The sequence below is a fragment of the Tumidithrix helvetica PCC 7403 genome, from assembly GCF_965232925.1.
In the GTDB taxonomy this organism is placed as follows: Bacteria; Cyanobacteriota; Cyanobacteriia; order Pseudanabaenales; family Pseudanabaenaceae; genus Tumidithrix; species Tumidithrix helvetica.
The window spans coordinates 138770-155830 of sequence record NZ_CBDDRA010000001.1; the positions used below are offsets into that span (position 1 = coordinate 138770).

At 47.6% G+C, this 17061-nt stretch carries 14 protein-coding genes and 3 pseudogenes; 11 read left to right on the forward strand and 6 right to left on the reverse strand.

Going from position 1 to position 17061, the window contains the following annotated elements; translation table 11 throughout:
- Nucleotides 1–10: 10 nt before the first annotated feature.
- The 10 genes and pseudogenes from ACP2WE_RS00620 (at nucleotide 11) to ACP2WE_RS00665 (ending at nucleotide 9177) form a co-directional block, all read left to right on the forward strand.
- Nucleotides 11–1315 carry a bifunctional folylpolyglutamate synthase/dihydrofolate synthase gene (locus tag ACP2WE_RS00620; protein WP_425213679.1) on the forward strand — a complete coding sequence of 435 codons (1305 nt, stop codon included), beginning with the start codon at nucleotides 11–13 and terminating at the stop codon, nucleotides 1313–1315.
- 234 nt (nucleotides 1316–1549) lie between these two features.
- Complete coding sequence (locus ACP2WE_RS00625) at nucleotides 1550–2398, forward strand: hypothetical protein (RefSeq protein ID WP_425213680.1); 849 nt, start codon at nucleotides 1550–1552, stop codon at nucleotides 2396–2398.
- 91 nt (nucleotides 2399–2489) lie between these two features.
- Nucleotides 2490–3101 (forward strand): chorismate lyase, encoded by a 612-nt coding sequence (locus ACP2WE_RS00630; RefSeq protein ID WP_425213681.1) that lies wholly within the window; start codon nucleotides 2490–2492, stop codon nucleotides 3099–3101.
- 24 nt (nucleotides 3102–3125) lie between these two features.
- Nucleotides 3126–4472, forward strand: coding sequence for a P-loop NTPase fold protein (locus ACP2WE_RS00635; RefSeq protein WP_425213682.1), 1347 nt, complete (start codon nucleotides 3126–3128; stop codon nucleotides 4470–4472).
- 16 nt (nucleotides 4473–4488) lie between these two features.
- Nucleotides 4489–7788, forward strand: a 3300-nt coding sequence (locus ACP2WE_RS00640) for a WD40 repeat domain-containing protein (RefSeq protein WP_425213683.1), incomplete at its 3' end; no start/stop codon positions are given.
- A gap of 1 nt (nucleotide 7789) precedes the next feature.
- Nucleotides 7790–7840 (forward strand): annotated as a pseudogene (locus ACP2WE_RS26055) (hypothetical protein); the annotation flags it as partial.
- Between the two features lies 1 nt (nucleotide 7841).
- Nucleotides 7842–7967, forward strand: a pseudogene (locus tag ACP2WE_RS00650) (hypothetical protein); the annotation flags it as partial.
- Nucleotide 7968: 1 nt separating this feature from the next.
- Nucleotides 7969–8334 (forward strand): annotated as a pseudogene (locus ACP2WE_RS00655) (WD40 repeat domain-containing protein); the annotation flags it as partial.
- A 236-nt stretch (nucleotides 8335–8570) separates the two neighbouring features.
- Nucleotides 8571–8810, forward strand: coding sequence for a type II toxin-antitoxin system RelN family antitoxin (locus ACP2WE_RS00660; protein WP_425213684.1), 240 nt, complete (start codon nucleotides 8571–8573; stop codon nucleotides 8808–8810).
- Nucleotides 8803–9177 carry a type II toxin-antitoxin system RelE/ParE family toxin gene (locus ACP2WE_RS00665; RefSeq protein WP_425213885.1) on the forward strand — a complete coding sequence of 125 codons (375 nt, stop codon included), beginning with the start codon at nucleotides 8803–8805 and terminating at the stop codon, nucleotides 9175–9177. Before ACP2WE_RS00660 ends, ACP2WE_RS00665 begins: the two co-directional genes overlap by 8 nt.
- 26 nt (nucleotides 9178–9203) lie before the next feature.
- Here ACP2WE_RS00665 and cobD read toward each other — a convergent pair whose 3' ends face one another.
- The 5 genes from cobD to ACP2WE_RS00690 form a co-directional block, all read right to left on the reverse strand.
- Complete coding sequence (cobD, locus tag ACP2WE_RS00670; protein WP_425213685.1) at nucleotides 9204–10328, reverse strand: threonine-phosphate decarboxylase CobD; 1125 nt, start codon at nucleotides 10326–10328, stop codon at nucleotides 9204–9206.
- Nucleotides 10329–10542: 214 nt separating this feature from the next.
- Nucleotides 10543–10842: an HU family DNA-binding protein gene (locus tag ACP2WE_RS00675; RefSeq protein WP_330483142.1), complete on the reverse strand. Its 300-nt coding sequence runs from the start codon at nucleotides 10840–10842 to the stop codon at nucleotides 10543–10545.
- Nucleotides 10843–11431: 589 nt separating this feature from the next.
- Nucleotides 11432–13399: a molecular chaperone DnaK gene (gene dnaK / locus ACP2WE_RS00680; protein WP_425213686.1), complete on the reverse strand. Its 1968-nt coding sequence runs from the start codon at nucleotides 13397–13399 to the stop codon at nucleotides 11432–11434.
- 228 nt (nucleotides 13400–13627) lie between these two features.
- Complete coding sequence (locus ACP2WE_RS00685) at nucleotides 13628–14059, reverse strand: CAAD domain-containing protein (RefSeq protein WP_425213687.1); 432 nt, start codon at nucleotides 14057–14059, stop codon at nucleotides 13628–13630.
- Nucleotides 14060–14352: 293 nt separating this feature from the next.
- Nucleotides 14353–14676 (reverse strand): STAS domain-containing protein, encoded by a 324-nt coding sequence (locus tag ACP2WE_RS00690; RefSeq protein ID WP_425213688.1) that lies wholly within the window; start codon nucleotides 14674–14676, stop codon nucleotides 14353–14355.
- Between the two features lie 224 nt (nucleotides 14677–14900).
- On the opposite strand from ACP2WE_RS00690, the gene thiD reads away from it, so the two are divergent.
- A complete protein-coding gene (thiD, locus tag ACP2WE_RS00695) occupies nucleotides 14901–15716 on the forward strand; it encodes a bifunctional hydroxymethylpyrimidine kinase/phosphomethylpyrimidine kinase (protein ID WP_425213689.1) in 816 nt (271 codons plus the stop codon).
- 50 nt (nucleotides 15717–15766) lie between these two features.
- Here thiD and ACP2WE_RS00700 read toward each other — a convergent pair whose 3' ends face one another.
- On the reverse strand, nucleotides 15767–16972 hold the full coding sequence (locus ACP2WE_RS00700; RefSeq protein WP_425213690.1) for an LptF/LptG family permease: 1206 nt from the start codon (nucleotides 16970–16972) through the stop codon (nucleotides 15767–15769).
- Nucleotides 16973–17061: the final 89 nt, after the last annotated feature.

Genomic DNA, 17061 nt, shown 5'->3' on the forward strand with positions numbered 1-17061 from the left:
TGACCTTATTATGACCCCAGATGAATTTCTCGCTAGCTTTGGTAAATTTGGGATTCATCTGGGGCTGGAACGAATCGCTCAGCTTTTAGCAGATCTAGGAAACCCACACCAGAGATTTCCTGTGATTCATGTGGCGGGAACCAATGGCAAAGGTTCTGTCTGTGCTTACATTTCCTCTATTTTAGAGATGGCTGGCTATCGGGTCGGTCGGTATATTTCGCCGCATTTGGTCGATTGGCGAGAACGTATTTGTATAAATTCCGAATGGATTGCTTCAGAAGATTTGTTGAACGCACTGATGCAGGTCAAGCAAGCGATTCAGCCCCAACATCCACCCACGCAGTTTGAAGCGATCACCGCTGCGGCTTGGTGGTATTTTGCCGATCGCCAAGTTGATGTCGCTGTGATTGAAACAGGGTTAGGTGGCAGATTAGATGCTACCAATGTATGCGATCGCCCTCTAGTCTCGGTCATTACATCCATTAGTATGGAACACTGGCAGCGGTTGGGCTCCACCCTAGCAGCGATCGCATCCGAAAAAGCCGGAATCATTAAACCCTCCTGCCCTGTCGTGATTGGGGAACTGCCTCCTGAAGCCGCTGCTGTCATGCTAGACAAAGTGGAAGCGAATCACTGTCCCGTTACCTGGGTTCGTGCCGCTACCGAAATGCAGCCTACAGCATTCAATTCAGGATCTACACTAGACTCAAGCCTAGAGAATTTAGCAGTATGGGAAGGGATTACCTATCCTTTGCCGCTTTTAGGCAAACATCAGTTGATTAATTCCGCGATCGCGCTCGGAACTATCCAAACGCTAAGAACGCAGGGTTGGGAAATTCCCGAGTCCGCCGTGACAGAAGGAATGCGGCGAACCCAATGGTTGGGAAGATTGCAATGGGTGGAATATCAACGTTTCGTTGGTGGGCAAAAAAGAACGCATAAACTATTGATCGATGGAGCCCATAATGTCGCTGCGGCTGAATACCTGCGCGAGTTTGTCGATCGCATCTTCCCAAACCAACCTAGATGCTGGGCGATCGGTATGCTAGACACCAAAGATCACCTTGGCATTCTCAAAGCTTTATTAAATCCCCAAGATAGACTGATTACTGTGCCTGTCCCTTTTCACCAGACTGCCGACCCAGAGATGCTTGCAAAGTTGGGGACGACAATCGTAAAAGAAACTCCAAGAGCCTATCCCGCTCTGGAATCAGGACTAGATGCGGCTTTCTGCGAGTATGAATCTCAGCATTATCCAGTCATCCTATGCGGTTCTCTCTATCTGATCGGGCAGTTTCTTAGCAAAGCCACATGATCCATTGTACGCCCAATGTTTTGCCTCAAAATTCTTATCAGGAACTCATTTGCAAATAGAATCCATTCGAGATTCTTTGCAACCTCAAAAGATTTAGGGATTTACGTCTGTTGCCTATGATATATTTTGGAAACTTTTGGGCATAATTCATGTCTTACCTCACTAAGATGTTTGATCGATGCATCGATTACAAATATCCTGAGGTTGTGGCGATCGGGAGTTAAGGAAATTATCATGCTGAAATTGCAGTCTAGTCAGGTCTTCTTTTTCGTGCCGATCGTGCTAACTGCCGCTATCAGTCTTGAAGCTGTTGCTCAAGTTTCAGTGGTTCTACCCGCAAAAACCTGCCAACAACTTGGACCGAGAAATTATGTGGTTCTAGTGAATCGACCAGGCAATCTACTCCCTCAGTTACCAGAATTTTTAGCAATTTCTGCCATCCCCTGCGGCTATATGGCAAACTCCATCACTTTTTTTGGTAATTTCAACAATCTCAATGCGGCTTCCTATCGAGCCGAGCAACTGAGACAAATTGGACTAGATGCGATCGTGCATTCTTTTGCACTTGATAATGCTCAAATCTCTCCCAATTTACGAGGAGCCTCTGTCATTGTCGAACCTAATGCCGATCCAAATCTAGCGTTACAACAAGTCCAAGCTGCCACGAATTCCCACACGCAACTGGTCAATTTTGCGAATCGCCAAGTTGTTTTAGCCTCGCCTTTATCGAGTTTTCAGGTGGCAAATACGATCGCATCAAACCTGCGCAGTCGTGGCTTTGCTTCTCAGGCAGTCAGTGCTAGTTTGGTTAGTCAGCCCAATGCGCCAACCAGCACGGTTGCGCCCCCTGTATCAACGCCCAATGATTCCAGCGCTACCAAAAAAACATTTCGCGTGTTAGTGCCCGAGTTGAATCAAGCTACCTTGGGGTACGTGAGAGCGATCGCTTCCGATGCTTTTCCTCGTTCTTATCAGGGACGCAGGTATATCCAAGCTCGTACCTACACCGATCTGTCTAATGCTACCCGCGAACGCGATCGCTTTAATATTCGCTTCCCAGGCACGATTATCATTAGTGAATAAAGCGATCTCCCTCCCCTGTAAAAAACTATTGATCCCTGACAAGCGTTATATTTAGAGAAAGCATATTAAGTATTGTTAAGGTAGTTCTCTGATGCAGCGCTCTTCACAGGTAGAAATCAGCAATCCCTCAACCGCATGGCATCGCATTATCAATCCGATTTGGCAGGGTAGTGCCGATGAAATTAGTAAGGGCTTACCCTTCAACCAGATGTCCCCCCATTGGCAGATGTTTTTGCTGGGTGATGGCGCACCCACCCGCCATTTACAGCTACTCACCCAGTCAGAGATCGTGGTTGATGTGATTGCCATGACACCGATTGGCTATGACGACGATCTTGCCCCCGCTGCGATCGCGGCAATTCCTGCCCCACGAACCCGTCGCCAAATTTGGCTACGCTGTGCGAAAACGGGTGAGGTTTTGTCTCATGCCACATCATGGTGGTCTACGGCGCAAATCGATCGCTATCTTACCGATCCATCCCTACCGATCTGGGCAAGCCTCAATCAAAAACATACCGAGCTATACCGAGACTTACAAGGTATTTCTAAAGGGGCAAGTCCCGGACTGGTCAAAACCTTTGGTCAGCCCGAAACCTATTGGGGACGGCATTATCTTCTGTGGCATGGTGGTAAGCCTTTAACCCTAATTTACGAAATTTATGCGCCTGCGATCGCCAAATATCTCGGACCAAGCAGCCTGTAACGACCTGCCTAAAAATCTGGTGAATTGAACGCTGAAATTGCTAGGATACGGGTATCGCTCTGGATGTACGGCATGGATCTCGAACTTTCCCGTTTTCTCAAGGCTTGTAACCCCACCCATCCTCTTGATGCGAGTAATCCAGAGGATCTCAGCTATTATGTCGATCTCTCGTCAGTGCGTGGGGCTGAGTTGATTAAAAGTTTGAAACGGACGATCGCTGTGATTTCGCCCGATGAGGCAACTTGTCAGTTATTTACGGGGCATATTGGCTGCGGCAAATCAACGGAATTATTGCGACTGAAGAACGAACTAGAAAAGCAAAAGTTTCACGTTGCCTATTTTGAGTGCGACAAGCAGCTTGAGTTGAGCGATGTCGATGCTAGCGACGTGTTGCTGGCGATCGCGGGGCAAATTAGTGAGGGACTTGAGAAGGAAAATATCAGCATCGTTTCCGCATATTTCACAAAGTTATTTGGCGAGCTGAAAGATTTGCTGCAAACCAAGGTCGAGCTGAATGCAAATTTTAAACTATCGGTTGGAATTGCCGAAATTACCGCTCAAGCAAAACACAGTCAATCGTTGCGTCGTCAGATTCACGAACGTTTAGAATCACGGACAAACAGCATTATTACAGCGATTAATAACGAGTTGTTAAAACCAGCACGAGAAAAGTTAAAAGCAAAGGGCATGAAGGGATTGGTGGTGATTGTGGATAACCTCGATCGCATTGAAAATCGCATCGACCCTAAAGAACAATCGCGGGCGGGATATCTATTTGTGGAACGGGGCGATCAGTTGCGGGGCTTAGATTGCCATCTGGTCTATACGGTTCCCTTACTGCTGACCTTCTCGAATGATGCGGCGATCGTTACGGGTCGGTTTGGTACGGAAATTAAGACGCTACCGATGATTCCTGCGCGTTTAGCTGATGGGAGTGAATGTGAAGAGGGAATGGCACTATTGCGACAGATCGTGATGGCAAGGGCATTTCCGACGCTTAGCCCCTTGCAAAGGATTGAGGATGTCCATGTTAAAGCTGTATTTGATTCGCCGCAAACGCTCGATCGCTTGTGTCAGGTGAGTGGAGGGCACGTTCGCAATCTATTTCGGTTTCTGCTGGGTTGTTTGCAGCAGGACGATCCGCCGATTTCGGCGAGTTTGCTAGAAAGTATCATTGCCAACGAACGCAATAAAATGCGTAAGATTATTACGGATGATGAATGGGAATTGATTCGGAAGGTGCATCAGGATAAGCGGCTGAGCGGAGAAGCGCAGTATCAGATGCTGATTAAGAGCCAATTTGTGTTTGAGTATGAATATCAAGGGAATGGTTGGTTTGATTGCAATCCGATTTTAGATAAACTGTTATAGGCATCTCGGCTACATCATGGACGAGGAAATCGCATCCACTGCCACGCTCAACCAAAACTCTCTCAGGCTACTGAAGCGAGTCGCCACCAACGCGCAGGGATTTTCGCTGTCGATCGCTTTGTGTAACTATCGATCGCTGCAAAACCGTTACTTGGCAGAATTAACAGCGCAATTGCCCGATCGGGCAATTGCCACAATCGAATTGGAACCCGATGCGACGACATTGCTGACACTGGTTCAGGATTTGATGGAGACGGTCGCACACGAACCGCCAGAGCGTCAGCCTAAGGTATTGATGGTATTGGGGCTAGAAGAGGTCAAAGATGTTTCTGCGGTACTGCAATCAGCAAATCGCGTGCGGGAAGAATTTGCCAACTGCCTAGATTTTCCGATGGTGCTCTGGCTCAACGATCGTACGCAGGATATTCTGACTCGCGATGCTAGCGATTTGGCGAACTGGGTAACAGCGGGGGCGCTCGAGTTTCGGTTTACGCCTGCGGAACTCGTGGGGTTTTTGCGCGAAACTACGGAATCGCTGTTTGCGAGATTTCTCAATCCTGAAACCGATGGGATGTTTCGCGGGGGGGCGATCGCCAAGGGCTTGCAAAAATTTGAGCTTGAGACCGCCGTGAAGGAGTTACAAGCCTCTGGGCAAGTTCTCAATCCCGAACTCGCGGCAAATTTGGATTTTGCCTTTGGGTTTTGCGCTTTATTGGAGAAGGAATTCGCCTCAGCAAAGCAGTCGTTTGGCAAGAGTTTGGAGGTTTGGCGTGGGAGGAACGCGCTAAAGCAGGCGGCTTGTTTGTTTCAGGTCGGGGTGTGCGATCGCACAGTAGCATTTCACCGTCGCTATGATAAGGTTCCGTTTTATCGCCTTGCGAGGGAGAGTTTTGCCGAAGCAATCGCGATTTTTCGAGATTTGGGGCGATCGGATTTGGTGGCAGAGTATCTTAATTTTTTGATGGCTGTGGTGGAGGATTTGGCACGGTTGGATAGGGATTTGAAGAGATCCCCCCCAGCCCCCCTTAATAAGGGGGGAGAATTTATTAGGGGTAAAGAGTTATTTGAGGAATTGGAGGGGTTGGCGCGGGAGGCGTTGGGACTGCGGCAGCGGTATCCAAATTTGTTGAAGGAGGCGCACGATCGCGGCATGATGGCGGCGGTAAAGATTGCGTTTGGGGAATATGTCGAGGCGCAGCAGTTTGCGGAGGGGGCACTGGCGCTATATCGAGAGGCGGAGAGGCAGCAGTTGCCCAATTTGGCTTGGACGCGACGTTATATCTATGGGCTGTATGAGATTTGGTTGGCGCGAGCTTTGGCAGGGCAGGGCAAGAGGGCAGAGGCGATCGCGGGTTTAGAGGGGGTGCGATCGCAGTGGCGGCATCAGTACGACGCGCAGATCTATGTGGGGGTGCTGGAAGAGTTGCGATCGCAATACACGCAGGCGGGGCGCTATCTCGATGCCTTTCATACAAAGCAGCACCAGCGATCGGTGGAGCAGCAGTATGGGTTGCGGGCGTTTATCGGGGCGGGAATGCTGCATCCCAGTCGGGAGGAGGTCGATCCTGCGACGGCGGCGATCGCGTTGCGGCAACCCGATGGCATTGCGGTGGAAATCGTGGCATCGGGCAGAAAGCAAAATGTGGAGGAACTGGTGGAACGGATTCGCCAGCCGCGCTATCCCTTGACGGTGATTCATGGGGATTCGGGGGCGGGAAAGAGTTCGATTTTGAATGGTGGGGTCGTGCCTGCGTTGCGATCGCGGGAAACGTTGGATGGTCGCAAGGTGCTGGTGTTGACGGTAAATACCTATAAGGAATGGAGTCGCGAGATTGAGCGGCAGTTGCAGGAGTTTTTTGGTGGTGCGCGTCCCGAGTTGAATCCGATCGAGCATTTTAAGCGCAATGTTGAGGAGAACTATCTGACCGTGTTGGTGTTCGATCAGTTTGAGGATTTCTTTTTTAAAAAGGAGGATTTTGCCGATCGCTTGCCGTTTTACAAATTCCTGAGAGCCTGTTTGCATACGGATTTTGTCCGAGTGGTGCTGTCGCTGCGCGAGGACTATCTGCATTATTTATTGGAATGCGATCGCGCCGTGAATCTAGAAAAGGTCGAGAACGATATTCTCGGCAAGCAGATTCGCTATTATTTGGGCGATTTTACGCCAGAGGAGGCAAGGCGGGTGATTGAGTCGCTGACGGCAAGGGCGGAGGTGAAGCTGGATGCGGATCTGTGCGATCGCTTGGTGGTGGATTTGACGGGCGATCGGGGTAGGGTGTTGCCGATTGAGTTGCAGGTAGCGGGGGCGCAACTAGAGTCTGAGGAACCACAAATTTCGACGTTGGCGCAATATTTGGCATTGACAAGCGATGTCTCGCAGCGTAAACCCAGTGAGGTTTTAGTGGAGCGCTGGCTAGAGAATGTGGTGAAGGATTGTGGCGAGGGAAATCAAGAGTTGGCGCAAAGGGTGCTGTACGCGTTGACGGGAATGGAGGAGAAGCGACCGCAAAAAACGCAGGAGGAATTGGCGGCTGAGTTACTGACATCTCCCCCTGCCCCTCTCCTAAAAGGCGAGGGGAGTAAGAATGAGTCTTTGCTCCCCCTCTCCCATGGGGAGAGGGGGCTGGGGGGAGATGTCAATCTCGAACTGGTGCTGGCGGTTTTGGTGGGGTCGGGTTTGGCGTTTCGGGTGAGCAGTACGCCAGAGGATCGCTATCAGTTGATTCACGATTATCTGACGGGCTTTATACGGAAGAAGTATGGGATTGATGTGAATGCTGAGTTGAGAAAAGAGCGGAAGCGGCGGGAATTGGCGGAACTGGCAAGAGAACAGGCGGAAAAAGAGAAGGAGATATTTGCAGTTGCGAATCGTAAAGCTGGACAAAGAGTTCGGATCGGTTCAATTATTTTAGGAATTGCATCTATTGCTGCGATCGGAATTAGCATTTATGCAAGCAAAGCATTTCAGGCTTCGCAAGAAGCCATAGCGATCACGCAAATCGAAAAACAGAGTGCTGAAGCGGAGAGACTATTTAAAACCCAAGAATTCCAAGCACTTCTACCCGCAATGAGAGCGACAAAACTGTTAAAGGCGATCGTCAAGGATTCAATGCATACCGAACAATATCCTTCTGTTAGTCCTCTTGGGGCTTTGCAATTAATTTTGAGAGATGGACAAGAACGCTTACAATTTCGGGCAACTGGTATTGTATTTTCGCCCGATGGTACGAAGCTGGCGACGAGTGGCAGTGACGGCACGGCTAGGATTTGGGATCTACAGGGCAACCAGATTGCGATTCTCAAAGGGCATCAAGGGNATGTTTTGAGCGTCGTATTTTCTAACGATGGGTCTAAGTTGGCGACGAGTGNCAGTGACGGCACGGCTAGGATTTGGGATCTACAGGGCAACCAGATTGCGATTCTCAAAGGGCATCAAGGGGATGTTTTGAGCGTCGTATTTTCTAACGATGGTACGAAGCTGGCGACGAGTGGCAGNGACGGCACGGCTAGGATTTGGGATTTACAGGGCAAAGAAATCGCGATTCTCAAAGGGCATCAAGGGTTTGTTTGGAGCGTCGTATTTTCTAACGATGATACGAAGCTGGCGACGCGTAGCAGTGACAGCACGGCTAGGATTTGGGATTTACAGGGCAGGCAAATTGCCGAATATGAAGGTTATGGATTTGTGAGTAAAGACTTTCAATTTATGGCAACGATTCCTAAAGACGATCGCTCAGTGGTCAAACTCTGGCGCATCCAAACCCTAGACGAGATGCTAGTCAGTGCCTGTAACCGATTGCGTCCTTACCTCATCACCAATTCCGATCTTCCCGAAAGTGACAAACATCTATGCGACCCGTGACAAGCAACATTCAATCGATATTCTCACAGTTCCATCGGAAGAAATATGTCAGGATTGCGATCGCGGTTGAAAGCTATGCTTGGTGAGATGGGCTAAACTAAAGTATCAACAATGATTAGCTTAATTATCGCGATCGTTTATGGAGGGTTGAGATGCTTGCCGATAAAAATTTTCGGGTTTCGACTGAGTTGACAAGTGGTAAAAAGTTGAATTTAAGTAAATAACTTGGAACTGTAATGAAAGCACTTAAGGCGATGGCAACCATCAATGAGGAAGGACAATTAACACTAGATCGTCCTTTCATAAATGATAAAAATAGACGAGTAGAAATCATCGTTCTAATTCCAGAACAGATAGACTTAGAAGAACAATCACAAACAGAAGTCTTAGCAGATTTTCGTCAAGCTTGGCACGAAGCCATGACTGGACAAACTATCCCAGTCTCTCAACTCTGGGAAGGGATTGATGATGTCTGATCGGCCTTTAATTCAAATTGAAGCTTCGCCAACATTCAAACGCAATTTACGGAATCTTGCCAAAAAATATCGCAATATTCGCAAAGATATCCAACCAATCATCGCACAGCTCGAACAGGGAGAAGTTTTAGGAGACCAGATATCTGGAGTTGGTTACGCAGTCTTTAAGCTGAGAGTCCGAAATAGCGATAATCAAAAAGGAAAAAGTGGTGGCTATCGTCTGATTTACTACATCAAAACAGCAACAGGAATCATTTTACTGACCGTTTACTCAAAATCAGAGCAAGTTGATATTGCCGCAGAGGACATTCAAAGCATCATTACCGAATATGAGCGAAGTGCGATCGCCGACAAAGAAGATATTTAAAACATCGTCATTCTAGCCCGATCGCTTCATAAACCCTTCATAAATCCTTCAATTCCCTTTACTAATCGTTCGCGATCGGCAGGCAGTTTGACACAAACGCGAAAATAGCAATCGCCTAGCTCCGCAAAACTGTGACAGTCGCGAATTAAAATTCCATCCTGTTTTAGCAGATGCTCTTGCAGTGCCAGCACCGATCGCTCGGACTCGACCAGTAAAAAATTTGCGGCTCCCGCGATCGGTTGCAAGCCTGCGATTTTAGATAAATCTGTATAGAGATGCGAGCGCTCTTTGGCTAGCCAGTCCCATGTTTTTTGTTGAAATTCTCGATCTTGCAGGCAAGCGATCGCGGCAATTTCAGCCAGACAGTTCACACTCCACGGGTCGCGCCATGCTTGCCATGTTTGCAAGCGTTGGGGGTGGGCGATCGCATAGCCAATTCTCAGGCCGGGCATACTATAAAACTTGGTCAGCGATCGCAAAATTACGAGATTGGGCGAAGATTCGACGCGATCGATCAGACTTTGAGAAGTCTCTGGCGTGAGGAAGTCCATAAAAGCTTCATCGATCGCCACGAGTTCAAATCGCTCTAAGAGCGGCAACAATTCCTCTCGCGTATAAAGTTGCCCTGTGGGATTGTGCGGGTTATTCAGTAAAATTCCACAACTGCGCGAATCACTGGTAGCACCAACAGAATTTAAGGTTTGATTTAAAGTTTGATTCAAGGTTTGAAGCGCAAGCGCGCGATCGCCCCTTTGCCACCAATCGATGGGAACGATATGGGCGTTAAAGGCTTTTAGACCCCGCAGATAATCGCCAAAAGCAGGAACTCCAAGAAATACAGATGCTAACCTTGCCAGATCGCGGCATAACCAAGTCAGTAACTCCGCCGCTCCGTTTCCCACCAAAATATAGTCTGGGGAGATGTGATGATGGGCAGCGATCGCTTCTCTAAGCAGGGTATAACTTGGGTCAGGATAGCGACTGATGGTATTTAACGTCTCGTCCGATTTCAGCCGCTCAAGCACCGATTTCGGGCAACCCAAGGGGCTGATACTTGCCGAAAAATCCAAGATTTGACTCGGATCGCGTTGGGAAATTTGAGCTGCCCATCGCAGGTTGCCGCCGTGACTAGGTTGAGCGAGATTCTCCATAGGAATGCCAAAGACAATTCGTTTCTATCCAAAGATTTTGCCCCCTCAATCCCTCAATTCTGGGGGAACAAGAATTTTCAGAGTCTTCCAGAATTGCGGGCTAGGGGGCAGTTCGACTGGGCTTCACCATACCGAGTTTGGGGCTTGTCTAAACCAGCAATAAAAATGGGTGTAGACACCTACACCCATGCTAACCATCAGGATTGGCTAGTGTTTAGTCACTGGGTGGGCTTACCCGTTCTTTAAAAGATTTACCCGCAGAGAAGGCAGGTACTTTTGTCGCTGGAATTTCCATTTTTGCACCAGTTTTAGGGTTGCGACCTTCGCGGGCTTTACGTTCTCTAGATTCAAAAGAACCAAAGCCGACCAAAGTTACCTTATCGCCACCTGCTACGGTTTCAACAATCACTTCTAAGGTTGCAGTTAACACCTCATCTGTGGTCTTTTTGTTAACGGTAAAGCCTTTTTCAGCGGCTTTCTTAGCGATCGCGTCAACTAGTTCACCTTTGTTCATAAATTTTGCTGTAATTTCAGTAGTTAGAGGATTTTCGATTTGCTCATTTTTAAGTTATCTCTGCGATAGTCCCAAGATGAGCCTATCCCAAACATGAAAACGGAGCCAAAACTGTATAAAAATGCAAGCAGTTTGCACCCAACCTTACCTATAGTTGTGAAACTCCCATAGGCTATAGGTTTCAATTTTGTATTCTAATAGCAACATACTACTTGTGTATATATAAAACCTTTAATTTATATGGACTAGAGCTGTTTTTTCTTATCATTTAATAAATCCATATAAAACTCAAATCCCTCTAAGCATTGCTGTGTAATGATTTTAGCTATTGTAGTCGCAAGTTAAATTAGTACGATCGAGTCAGGGCAAGCATTTAACAAAACTTAAACTTTTTGCCGTTTTTACGGAATTCCTGCATCACAAGTATCCTTCGCAAATTCGCCCATAGCTGCGATCGCACCTTCTACTTCCAAAAAAAAGAGGCGATTCTATAAAAGAGCGCCCCTAGCTAAAAATTTTGAATGAATTGTTCTTCTTTAAGAGAAAAGTTTAAGAGCAAAGGGGGGATGCCCCATTTGCGGCCGATCAATTAGACCCAATCGTCATCTTCATCGTCATAGCTGACTCTGGTATTGGGACGACGAGGGGCATCATCCTTAGAACGACGGCTATTCCGATTCGCAAAGCTACCGATGCTATCTAAAATGCCGCCAAATAAATCGTCATCCTCATCTTCGTACTCATCCTCTGCGTAGAGTTCGCGAGATAGGGCATAAATCGCTTCTTGCAACTCTGACTGACCGCGATCGATGCGGTTGTCATCTTCCTTGGCGATCGCATCTTTAAGATTTTTAATCAGACCGTCAATTTCTTTGCGGCGTTCGTAGTTGAGCTTATAGCCATAATTTAGCGCCAAGTCCTTGAGTTGACGTTCCGAGCTAACCACCAAACTGTCAGCCCGATTGATTTTGGCAATTCGCTCTTTTTTAGCGCGATCGCGATCGGCAAATTTCTCTGCCTCGGCAATCATGCGCTGTACTTCTTTTTCATCCAGCGTCGAAGCCCCTTTGATCGTGATGCGTCGTTCTACGCCCGTGCGGCGATCGGTGGCGGTCACCGCCAAAATGCCATCGGTATTCAAATCGAAGGTGACATCAACCTGAGCCAGACCGCGTGGTTGGGGTGCTAGACCGCTGAGCTTAAACCGTCCCAAGGACTTGTTGTGTTCGGCTAGCTCCCGCTCTCCCTGCACGACATGAATCTCTACCGAGGTTTGATTATCCTCAGCGGTCGTAAACATGTCCATCTTGCGCGTAGGAATCGTCGTATTGCGCGGAATCAGCTTATTAATGACACCGCCAAAGGTTTCTACGCCTATGGAGAGAGGAGTGACATCCAGCAGTAAGACATCCTTGACTTCGCCAGACAAAATGCCCGCTTGCACAGCTGCCCCAACGGCGACGACCTCATCGGGATTTACCCCTTGATTGGGTGGCTTGCCAATTAGGCGCTCCACCAACTGCTGCACCGCAGGAATGCGGGTAGAACCTCCCACAAGCACAACTTCATCGATTTGGCGAGGACTAATCTTGGCATCTTTCAAGACTTGCTCTAGGGGATTATTCAGCCGCTCTAGCAGATCGACACATAGCCGCTCAAACTGCGATCGCTTTAGGGTCGTATCTAAATGCAAGGGCCCATCCGCTGTCGCAGTGATAAAGGGCAGATTGATATCGGTTACGCCCACGGTTGATAACTCGATCTTGGCTTTTTCGGCTGCCTCGGTGAGGCGTTGTAATGCCTGCCGCTCTTTACGCAGATCGACCCCCTGATCCTGTAAAAACTGATCGGCTAGCCAGTTGACGATCTGTTTATCAAAATCATCCCCCCCTAGCTGCGTATCGCCGCTGGTTGCCTTGACTTCAAACAGACCGTCGCCGACATCCAAAACCGATACATCAAAGGTGCCGCCACCAAGGTCGAATACTAAAATCTTTTGATTATCTTTTTTATCTAAGCCATAGGCTAAAGAAGCTGCCGTGGGCTCATTGATAATCCGCTTGACCTCAATGCCCGCAATTCTACCCGCATCCTTGGTTGCCTGGCGTTGCGAGTCGTTAAAGTAAGCAGGAACCGTAATCACTGCCCCAGTGACATCTGTCCCTAGATACCGACTCGCCTCATCCACCAATTTGCGAATCACCATCGCCGAGATTTCCTCAGGCGCAAAGTCTTTTTCTAGGCGGGGGCATTTAATTTTGACATTACCTAGCTCATCACGCCGTACCGTGTAGGGCACGCGCTTTGAGTCGCTGCTCAGTTCGCTATGCTTACGCCCGATAAACCGTTTAAACGAATAGAACGTGTTATCAGGATTAAGCACAGCTTGCCGCCTAGCCATTTGCCCTACCAGACGTTCGCCGTCTTTGGTAAAGCTCACCACAGAGGGAGTTGTGCGGCTACCTTCTGAGTTGGCAATTACCACAGGCTTACCTGCCTCCATCACAGCCACCACAGAATTAGTCGTACCTAAGTCAATACCAACGATTTTGCCCATTATTGACGAATATCCCTTTTCGCTTCCCTAAATGACACTAAATAACACTTAACAATCTATGCCTATTATCCTAACTTTGATACGCAATATTGATAGCAAAAGATCGGGTTGCTGGCGGGATCGTGTTTGAAAGTCCATCTGCAAGCTTAACGCACAAATCGATCGACACACAAAACAAGGGGCAATCGATCGATTGCCCCTTAATATTCTCGGAAAAGATCGAGAAAACTAACCGAATATTTTTTGTTTCCAAGCACCAATATTGTCCATCAGTTCTTGACGGGTCTGCGCCAAGAGCAAATAGCGATAGGTAAACCAGATCAAAGCACCAAAACCAACTATTTCTAAAATTGAGGGAAGTAAAGGAATGCTATTAATAAAATTTAGGGTTGCCGAGGCGAGAATTAACAATGGGATTGCTAAAAGTGCTGTAATTACCACATTTAGGCTAATCTTTTGGTTCTCGCCAAAATAGGTGCTCCATAGTTTAGTCAGTTGTTCGAGTAAATTACTGACCATTTGTTGAGAGGTTGATGGCGTAGGAGCTACGGTAGTGACTTCACCTGTAGACGATTCCAACTGGATCGCAGGAACTGCAATATCAGGCTTAATATCTGATATGACTTCTGTTGTCGGTACTTTTTCTTGTGAATCTGTCATGATCTGCTCCAAGAATCAGGGTTTTGATAGCTGGTGAAATTCTAGCAACATTTGCCACCTTCACAATTCAAACATATTTGAAGTTTGCTAACTATTTATGTTTGGCGATCGGGAACTCCCGATCGCGCCTCTGCAAAATGCTATAGCGATCCTAAACAATTTGTCATTGATTTGTTGCGTAGGCATCTTGCCTACATGGGCTTCCAGCCCTTACTGCATTCACACACAATGAAGGACTGCTATAGTTCCCCTAAATACTTTGTGCTTTCCTGTTCTGTCGTAGAAACTTGCGCTCAGACTGAGAGCAAGCAAGCTTCAAAATCGTCACGGCTCTCAAAAATGTCAAATAAAACATGGAGAGCCGCCGTAGCAAATACAAACCGTAACTGATCGTTTAGCGAGCATAGTGCCAACCTACAACCAATTAACCTAGTGCTCTTGAGCACAAACACCAAGGCACCGATCCCAGAGCTGTCCATCATCACCAGATCTTGCATGTCAATTAGTAAAGCATCGGGCTTCGTGTTAAGTAAGGCACTAGCTTGTTGGCGAAAAAGTTCGGCATTGGTTGCATTTAGCTTTCCACTAGGCTGCATAAATTCAATCCGTATACCCATAAACATACTCCTTGAAAGCATTTAATATTTAAGTAGGTCATACATTCAGGGGCGAGCGAGGATTCTGAATGCGAATACTGCATCATGACCAAATTTATACTAGGTTGTTTCGTTTAAACCTAAGCGGATACAAGGTTAGAGAATAGTTAGCCAAAAGTTAGTCATAAGTTATTTATTCAGAATTTACTCAGAATTCACGAAATACAACCTACTTTGTTAAGACAATGCAAAATCTAATCAAGCCAGAAGTTCCGATCGCCATGACGATCGCTGGGTCAGATAGTGGAGGCGGAGCAGGCATTCAAGCCGATCTGCGCACCTTTGCCTTTCATCGCGTCCATGGTACCTGTGTGATTACCTGTGTGACCGCTCAAAACACCCTAGGAGTCACGCGAGTCGATGCCCTGCCTAGTGAGGCGATCGCTGCTCAAATCGAAGCTGTAGTGAGCGATATGCGCGTGTTAGCAATCAAAACTGGCATGTTACTCAACCAAGACCTCATCAAAACCGTTGCCAGAAAAATTGTAGCCTTGGGGTTTAGCAATATCGTCGTCGATCCGGTAATGGTGTCGCGGGCGGGCGTACAACTTTTGGACAATGATGCCATCAACACGATCAAATATGCCCTGTTGCCTCTAGCCGCGATCGCCACGCCTAACCGTTACGAAGCCCAAATCCTCAGTGGCATTCCTGAAATCGCTACCCTAGAACAGATGCAAGCCGCAGCCCAAACTATTTACCAGCTAGGCTGTAGGACAGTCTTGGTCAAAGGCGGGGGGATGTCTGGCAATCTAAGGGGGGTGGATATCTGGTTTGATGGCAAACGCCTAGAGGTATTACAAACTGAGACGGTTGATACAACGCACACGCACGGGACAGGCTGCACGCTATCGGCAGCGATCGCCGCAAATTTAGCGCTAGGGCTACCGCTTTTGCCTGCGGCGCAGGCTGCCAAGCAATATGTAACACAGTCTTTAAAGCATTCCTTAGCGATCGGGCAAGGACAAGGTCCAGTGGGACATTTTTTTGCTTTGCTTTAGCTGGCTTTATTCACACGAGCTTTAATATTCACACGAGATTCACACAAGCTTTAATTCACGCGAGTTAGTAGCACAATGCCCGTACCCAAACCGATCGCATTCGGCGTCCATGCTGCTGCCAGAGGACTTAAGATTTCTACCTGCCCTAATGCCCCAAAAACGAATAACATCACATAGTAGCCAAAAATAATCAATACACTCACACCAAAACCCACTGAGGTTGAAGTGCGTTGCGGACGCATTCCCAAAGGCGAGCCTACTAAAGCAAATACAACACAGATGAAAGGAAAGGCATACTTTTGTTGCAGGCTAACTTCCAATTTTTTAACTTCTTTAGCATTGCCTGTCTGTCGAATTAGCTCAATATAGCGGCTCAGCTCCGTGATACTCATTTCCTCAGCACTGCGTTGCTCTTGCGCTAGATCGAGAGGGGCACGGGGAATGCGGAGATTTTGCTCCTCAAATCTCAAAATGCTGTGATAGTCGCCATCTTCACCAATTAAATAGGTTGCCCCATTCCGAAATTGCCACACGCTTTGCTGGGGCAGCCAAACCGCTGATTCGGCGGATAAAATTTGCTGCAATTGTCCTTGGGAAAAGTCTAAAACTGTTAAGCCCTGCATTTCCTTGCCATCAAAACGACGGGCATAAAAGCTCCGCACTAAACCCTGTGTGGCGGTGCCATCTTCTTGGACAATGTCACCGTACTGTTGATAGAAGATATCTCGGTTTTTAAACTGAATATTCTCTTGATTTAAAGCGGCTCTTAGGGTGCTTTTCGCTTGCCAGTTTGCTGAGGGTACGATCACCTCGTTAAACATAAACGTCATCCCTGTCACCATAAAGCTCAAAATAATGGCAGGCACAACCAGTCGATAGACGCTCACACCGCAACTTCTGAGGGCTGTCGTCTCCCCATCGGCGGATAAGCGACTGTAGGAAATTAGCGTGGCAAGCAGGACAGACATGGGAAACGAGTAAACCATTAAGCCTGGAAGCCGCAGCACAAAAATTTGGAGAGCAGTGAGGATGCTCAGACCAGAGTCTGTAATCAGCCTTACCAGTTCAAACAAAGAACCGATCGCTAAAATTACCGACGAAAAAGCACCGACCCCAAACAGAAAGGGTGCCAACATTTGGCTACTCAAGTAGCGATCCATGACAGATATGCGGGGTAACCATTCCAGTGGTAATACCCCAGCAACTTTCGCGCTTCTAATTTTGTTTCTCGTTTTCAGATTGGGTAAGGTAGCCATTTCCTTTATTAAGATTACATGGTCATAAAGCTTTATGAGAATGCCGTGAATAGCCGTTAAATCCCAAAATTGAGTTTAATAGGTCTGAA